This window comes from Flavobacterium muglaense (assembly GCF_014305155.1).
Taxonomy (GTDB): Bacteria; Bacteroidota; Bacteroidia; order Flavobacteriales; family Flavobacteriaceae; genus Flavobacterium; species Flavobacterium muglaense.
Genome location: NZ_JACRUK010000082.1, coordinates 1 through 6776 on the forward strand (window position 1 = coordinate 1; position 6776 = coordinate 6776).

The 6776-nt window shown below is 35.1% G+C and carries 7 protein-coding genes; 2 read left to right on the plus strand and 5 right to left on the minus strand.

Going from position 1 to position 6776, the window contains the following annotated elements:
• Window positions 1-51: 51 nt before the first annotated feature.
• Entirely contained in the window at window positions 52-840 is a 789-nt protein-coding gene (locus tag H8R24_RS17345) for a DUF1800 family protein (protein WP_187021576.1), read from the minus strand.
• A 36-nt stretch (window positions 841-876) separates the two neighbouring features.
• Entirely contained in the window at window positions 877-1662 is a 786-nt protein-coding gene (locus H8R24_RS17350; RefSeq protein ID WP_187021578.1) for a hypothetical protein, read from the minus strand.
• A gap of 147 nt (window positions 1663-1809) precedes the next feature.
• Between H8R24_RS17350 and H8R24_RS17355 the strand changes: the two genes are divergently transcribed.
• Window positions 1810-3924, plus strand: coding sequence for an outer membrane beta-barrel family protein (locus H8R24_RS17355; RefSeq protein ID WP_187021581.1), 2115 nt, complete (start codon window positions 1810-1812; stop codon window positions 3922-3924).
• A gap of 75 nt (window positions 3925-3999) precedes the next feature.
• Here H8R24_RS17355 and H8R24_RS17360 read toward each other — a convergent pair whose 3' ends face one another.
• The 3 genes from H8R24_RS17360 to H8R24_RS17370 all read right to left on the minus strand — a co-directional run bounded on the left by H8R24_RS17360 (window position 4000) and on the right by H8R24_RS17370 (window position 6125).
• Complete coding sequence (locus H8R24_RS17360) at window positions 4000-4389, minus strand: DUF2721 domain-containing protein (protein WP_187021583.1); 390 nt, start codon at window positions 4387-4389, stop codon at window positions 4000-4002.
• A 169-nt stretch (window positions 4390-4558) separates the two neighbouring features.
• On the minus strand, window positions 4559-5563 hold the full coding sequence (locus H8R24_RS17365; protein ID WP_317172598.1) for an L-dopachrome tautomerase-related protein: 1005 nt from the start codon (window positions 5561-5563) through the stop codon (window positions 4559-4561).
• A gap of 49 nt (window positions 5564-5612) precedes the next feature.
• On the minus strand, window positions 5613-6125 hold the full coding sequence (locus H8R24_RS17370; protein WP_187021586.1) for a VOC family protein: 513 nt from the start codon (window positions 6123-6125) through the stop codon (window positions 5613-5615).
• Between the two features lie 122 nt (window positions 6126-6247).
• Here H8R24_RS17370 and H8R24_RS17375 point away from each other — a divergent pair, with 122 nt between their 5' ends.
• Window positions 6248-6589: a winged helix-turn-helix transcriptional regulator gene (locus H8R24_RS17375; RefSeq protein ID WP_187021588.1), complete on the plus strand. Its 342-nt coding sequence runs from the start codon at window positions 6248-6250 to the stop codon at window positions 6587-6589.
• Window positions 6590-6776: the final 187 nt, after the last annotated feature.

Here is a 6776-nt window from a genome sequence, read left to right on the forward strand (position 1 = left end):
CAAATGTACATTTTTAGAAGCTAAAAGCGAAATGCACTAAAGTGCATAGTTTTAACTATTTTTGGGACCAATAAACCATTCTAAGATTTTTCGAGTCATTCGATACGGAATACTTTTTTGTTCGAAAATTATATCCACCAGATCATCCGCTTTAAAAACGCCTGTTTTGCCTAAATAAGTAATCACCGAGTTGTCTTCTTGGTTCTTTTTATAAATAGCACTTTCTTCACCTAGATTTAATCCAGCGAGTCCTTTGGCACCGTTTTTCACGTCTTCTTCGGTGTAATTACCAATTCCTAAAGTGAATAATTCCAGTAATTCCCGACTTAGGTTTTCGTTTATCTTTCCTTTTTTATTGTCAGTATTATCAAGGTAACGCACCATAGCATTGCTCTTGACAATTTCCTTGGTCATGATTTTGAAATTTCCAAAAGCATTTCTACGCAAAATTTGATTGTGTTCAAAAACCCATCGATTCACTTTTACCTTTTGATAAGTTGCCACAAAATGGTTGTGTAGCATCAACGTCATTTTTTCTTGCAAAGGAAAATCGGCGGCCATCATCTTCTCAATCCACCATTGCTTCATGGCATCGGCAGTTTGATTTTCGGCTTTACGTATTTCCTTTTTATCGGTATCAGTAGCGTTATTTAATGACATTCGCATGGCTTTCAAATCTGCCATAGATTCTGGACTGTCTATTAAAAAATCCGGAATGCTATTGTCAAACTTTACTCGAAAAGACTTTTCTAAAAAATGCGTCAATCCGTTATCTTGTATTTCCTGCGCTTGCTTGCTTGAAAAACCCAAACGCAAGGACCAAACTGTGTTATTTTCCATCACAAATTCTATTTAATTAACGTTTCTTACGTTTACTTACTTTTTAGCGTTGATTTTTTTAGCCGCTTTAGCATTTATAAAAACCGTTTTGAGGGTTGTATGAACAACTATAGCCGAGCGCTTTCTTTTTGGCAAATATATATTTCTTGCCACCGCAACACGACGCACTGATGCTGGACGGCAATACACCCGGTGCGCAGCTGCTCTATTATAAAAAACAGTATGGCGATACGGTTTCCATGACCTCCAATATTTAGGATAAGTACTCCCGCGATACGGCGACACCCAAGCCACGTAACTTGGCGCATACATCAAGCGAATGCTAGGCCAAAACCAAACATTAACCGTTGCTTCATAAGTCCGTAAATCAGACATTGCAGGTCCTCGTTTAACTGCATTTAGTACTTCTTGCGTTTCATAAGGCTCCACGATTGTATTTTCGGGATACAAATCAGTATCGCCTTCTATTTGAAGAATGGCTACTTCATCCCCTGTTTGCTCGATACCAATAGTAGCAATATCCTGTTTTTCATTTTTATCAAGGTAAGCACTCAACACAATAACGTGAGTATTGCTTTCTATTATATCATCAACGGTAATATAATCGACAATTCCATCATTGTTAAGGTCGAGATTGTTTACATTATTCCTTTCGTCATTGATTAATTTTTCAAATTCTTCTAAGGAGTTCGATTTTTTCAGCAAAGCCAAGGCTCCTTCTAAACTAAAATTATCTCCTGTACTATGGGTTAATGCTGTTTCCTGTGCAAATCCCATTGTAATTCCTAGAAGTACTAAAAAGGTCGTCATAATTTTTTTCATAATCATAATTTTTTAGTAGTAAGACTCCATAACTCATAAAAGGTTTGAAGCAGCTTAAAAAAATAAACTTTTTTTTTGTAGTATTTAACATCACACTGTAACAACACTACCACATAGTAGACTAACTAAGCATTGATATACAAAACCATGAAAAAATCACATTGGGTTACCTTATTGTTTCTAGCTAGTTTTTGCCAAATTACTGCTCAAACAGCTCCTGAAAAAACAGTTGAAAAAAGCACTGAATTAAACGAAGTTGCTATTATTAAAACTAAAAAAGCCATTGAACAAAAAGCAGATCGAACAATCTTTAATTTTGCCGATCAGCCTAGTTTAAATACAGGTTCGGTTCTAGAAGGAATTAAAAAACTACCGGGATTAATCGCATCAGATATTGCTGGAATGATGTATCAGGGAAAACAGCTCGATGTTTTTATGGATGGTCGACCATTGAATATCTCCACCAATGAACTGAACGCGTTTCTTGAAGGTATGCCCGCGAATGCGATCGAAAAAATCGAAATCATTACTCAGCCTGGTGCCGAATTCCCCGCTACTTCTGGAGGTGCCATTTTGAATATTATCACCAACAAAAATGCCAAAAACTACCTAAGCGCCACCTATACCAATAGTACTAGCTTTACTAATTATGACAATCTAAGATGGAGGGTAAACAACAGTATTTTATTGAGTGCTAAGAATAAGTATTTTGGTTGGCAGTTGAATGTAGGTCAAAATTATAGAGAAAGTGCTATATGGACTTCGCTAGTAAAGCAAGAAACAACTACTACCCTACTTTCTAAAACAGATGCTGACCGTGTAGGGAGAAACAATTACATGAAATCGGCTTTGACATTTGACTTAGGAAAAGACCGTTTATTATTGAACTATGATCTTACTCAAAACAATAACGACAGTTACACCTTAGGAACAGGATCTGGTTTTACAACAAATGATGCTTCTGTAAGTAAAGGCTTGCGCCAAGATGCCGTAGCAACCTACCAAAAGAAGTTTGACAATGCTGCCAAAAAATTAGAATTTAAATTCAACTTCAATAGCAATTCTAATGATTTCTCTTTGAGCCCGGTGGCAAATAACAGCAGTACACTTGAAAACGGATCTGATCAAAAATTATACAACTTTAAATTTGATTATTCGCAACCGCTTAAATTTTCAGACGAAGGAAAACTAAGCTTTGGTAGTTTGTATGAGGAGTTACTTTTTGACGCAACCAGCAAAGGAGTTAAAAACTTAGACTATAAAAGAAGAACCGCGGCATCTTATATCGAATTGCAAACACGATTTGACAAACTAAACTTCATTGTAGGTGGACGTGGTGAAGATTATAATATCACTGGAAAGACAGATGTAGCCGAATTGACCGCTTTCAAACAGTTTCGTTTTTTTCCAAATGCAAGCGCCCAGTACAACTTCAATAAGATGATTTATTTTAATGCTAATTATAATAAAAAAATCACCTTGCCAAGTACCTCAGCTTTAAACCCAAATAACACCAACTATCAAAACCCAAATGTAGATTACTCTGGAAATCCAAATTTGCAACCTACAATTTTTGATAATTACGAAGTGAAATTAAGTGCTTTTGACTACGCTTTCATTAGCTATAATGTAAGCTCGGCAAAGAATCAAGTAATCAATAAAGTGAGTCTTGTGAATGATTTAGTGATCAATAGTAACGAGAATATTCCCGAAATTAAAATCCACAGTTTTAATGTGGGAATGCCAATACCGTATATGTTGTTCACCAAAGGATTGGCCGAAACCATGAAGATGAACGTTAATCCCGATACCATGAACTTTTTATATGTATATGCGGGCTATCAATACCATCAAATTCCAAACGTAGACACCAATGGTTTCTGGATGTTCAATTTCATGTCACAAATCGTATTGCCGAAAAAAGTGAAGTTTGTTGCCAATTACAATTACATCGTTCCTAAAGGAAATTACTTTTATTTTATAGCCGTTAAACCTTTTAGAAACGCATTAGATCTGACTTTTTCGCGCAAATTCCTAAAAGACCAATTGACGCTTTCCATTTATGCTGATGATGTATTAAACAGCAATCAAAATGCTTTTAATGCGTATGACACACCTTTATTGATCAGCAATAAAATGGATACACGAAAATTTGGCTTTAGCTTGAATTATAAGATTCCAACCAAAAATAAATTGGCTAAAGAAAACCCGAATTTATTGAATAAAGATAAAAAAGAAGATGGTGGTATCATAAACCAATAACCCTTTTAAGTCAATAAAAAAGAGCTGTAAAAATTGATTCACAGCTCTTTTTTTATATAAAAATCGTTCCAAACATTACGACGTTAAATCACTCAAATGCACCTGTAATGCCTTGACTGATATACTTATCTCCCAGAAAGAAAGCGCCAAGGAAACAAGTAAGCTCAATAGACTAAAGCCAAAAAAGTACAAACCTCCCACCTGAAAATCGAAGAAAAGCAATAGCATTGCAAAAACCGAAAGAAACAAACTCAACACCCCAAAGAGCTGCATGTATCGTATTAAAGTCAAACGCAGGTTGAGATTTTTAATTTCGATCAAAATACTTTTATTCTCCTTCTCATCATAGGTTTTCTTTAAACTACGCACGATGGTAGCAATGGTCAAGAACCTATTGGTATAAGCTAAAAGAATTAAGGAAGTGGCCGAAAATAATAAAGCAGGCGTTTCTATGTGTAAAGTCATAATCTAATTTTCTGATGAATTCAAAGGTAGTTTTTTTCTTTTAAATTTTAAAAATCTCCATTTACCCTTTCTTATTCCCACTTACTTATCCGTTTGCGGTAATTTAATTTTGTTCACTGTGAAACTCATTTTTGAAATATCAGGACTACTAACCTCATTGATTCTAGAATTAGTAAAATACAAATACCCCCTCGTAAATACTAAAAGTATCAGCCCATTTTATCTCATCACCTTCAACCAACGTATGAATACTTCCATCTAATTTACGGTATTGAATTTTGTTGTTTTCTAAATCAGCATAATACAAATTCCCCCCTTGATCGAATATCATACCATCGGGAGCAGCTGTTTTGCCTTCATACTTTACTTCTTTCTCTATTTCTTTTTCATCAGTCAAATCAAAGGCAGCTGTAGGTATTGAATACAAACTATAGCCAGTTAGAGCATGATAATACAGACGGTTATTGACTGTATCTAATGCAATCCCATCAGAATTGATCTTGTTTTTCCATTCTTTACCATTAAATGACAAACCACTCAACTCAGCACTAGTAGACTTATGATTGTCTAATATTCTTTTAAACTGTCCTGATTTAATATCTAAGACAACTAAACCACCATGTCCTGAATCAGTAAAATAGATCTTCTGATTCTTTTTGTCAACACGCAAATCATTAATATAGGAATCAGGATGATAACTGTTTTTAGTGAGCACATAAGTATTCACTAATTGATTCGTTTTTAAGTCAAAAACAAAAATACGAGGAGCATCCAAAACGGGCTGAAACAGCACACTTCTAGTATCTAATACATAAAGCTTGTTTTCGAATGCGACTACAGACTGCACACCCACAAATTTATTTGGAGCTAGTGCATCTCCTATTTCCCATGAATTCCACTGCGCATCTGGATAGCTTTTACTTTCTTTTACAGCAGTAATTTCGACAACCGCACTTTTTATTCCTTTCCTCCATTTAGGGAAGTTGGCAAATATTCTCCCCGCATCCGTTACTGTCACACCAGTTACCTGTTGCCCTTCAAAGGATGCTACTGGAATAATCATTTGAGCTGTACTATCGTTTATAGCAACAGTAACCGTTTCTTTTTTAGTACTGTTCTCCTTGCATGAAGCAAACAGAAGTACTACAACTGTTAATTGAAGTATTTTTTTCATAATGTCTGCAATTTAGTAAGACTATTTAACTCCTGAAAAAAAACAGTGTTTATTTTGCGTAAGCACCAGAAGAATAGGTTAGCTCATAACTGTGCGTGTAGACTTCGAACACAATCCCAAATGGGTCTTCAACGTAACACATTTGGTAGGGTTTGTCATTTGGATAATACGATCGAATAGGCATTCTTTGTTTCCCTCCGTTAGCAACAATTTTTTCGACTAAAGCTTCGATATTGGGATCTTGAATACAAAAATGAAAAAGCCCTGTTTGAAACGGATTAAAAGGCACCACTTCTTTAATCCCATTTGGAAAAGAAAATAACTCCACTCCTATTCCATCCGAAGTAGATAAATGTGCAATCTCAAAATACTCCCATTCTTCACCAAAAACGTCAATACACATTTGACCAATAGCCGTTTCTTTTTCCTTAGTAACTTTAGAAGGTTCCATGATAACGTACCACCCCATTACATCCGAGTAGAATTGAACTGCTTTTTTAATATCGGGAACGGTGATACCAATATGAGAAAATGATTTTGGATAATTGTTTGCTGTTGTCATAAGTTCTTATTTTTAGATTACAAAATTACGCTACCTTTGCCTATTAAACAATAACTTACTAAAAAGTAGCATAGTTACCTAAAAGAGTACATTGCTATTCTTCAATCCATTACAAACAAAAAATGATTCAAAATAATAATTGTCCGCTGCATTACACAATGAATTTAATAGGTACAAAATGGAAACCTTTGATCTTGTTTCATCTATTAAAAGGGCCATTGCGCTCTGGATTGCTGCAGCAAGAAATTGAAGGAATATCGAATAAAATGTTCACCCAAACGGTACGTGAACTAGAAAAGGATGGACTTATTTCTAGAGCCGTTTTCCCCGTTGTCCCACCAAAAGTAGAATATGCGCTTACCCAAAGAGGACAATCCTTAGAGTCAATTTTAAAAAGTTTAGACCAATGGGGGATGGATGATAATCATACGATAAAGCAGGGGCGATTTTGCTGTTATTTATAAAAAAAAGAGGCTGAAGAATAGTTTTGAAATGTTTCCCTCGTTCTTTGAGTGGTTTTGCAATTTAAATTTAAGATGGTGTCAGATATTCTTTAGAATGAGTTATTCTATAATTATACCAAACGCATTTATTGTATAGACCAAATATTGTCTAAAAAAACATAGCTATAACCACAGATACTCATGACCT

Bases quoted from the DNA above. Each gene is read 5' to 3' on its own strand.
- H8R24_RS17345 (WP_187021576.1), bottom strand. From the start codon at position 840: ATGGAAAATAACACAGTTTGGTCCTTGCGTTTGGGTTTTTCAAGCAAG.
- H8R24_RS17350 (WP_187021578.1), bottom strand. From the start codon at position 1,662: ATGAAAAAAATTATGACGACCTTTTTAGTACTTCTAGGAATTACAATG.
- H8R24_RS17355 (WP_187021581.1), top strand. From the start codon at position 1,810: ATGAAAAAATCACATTGGGTTACCTTATTGTTTCTAGCTAGTTTTTGC.
- H8R24_RS17360 (WP_187021583.1), bottom strand. From the start codon at position 4,389: ATGACTTTACACATAGAAACGCCTGCTTTATTATTTTCGGCCACTTCC.
- H8R24_RS17365 (WP_317172598.1), bottom strand. From the start codon at position 5,563: ATGAAAAAAATACTTCAATTAACAGTTGTAGTACTTCTGTTTGCTTCA.
- H8R24_RS17370 (WP_187021586.1), bottom strand. From the start codon at position 6,125: ATGACAACAGCAAACAATTATCCAAAATCATTTTCTCATATTGGTATC.
- H8R24_RS17375 (WP_187021588.1), top strand. From the start codon at position 6,248: ATGATTCAAAATAATAATTGTCCGCTGCATTACACAATGAATTTAATA.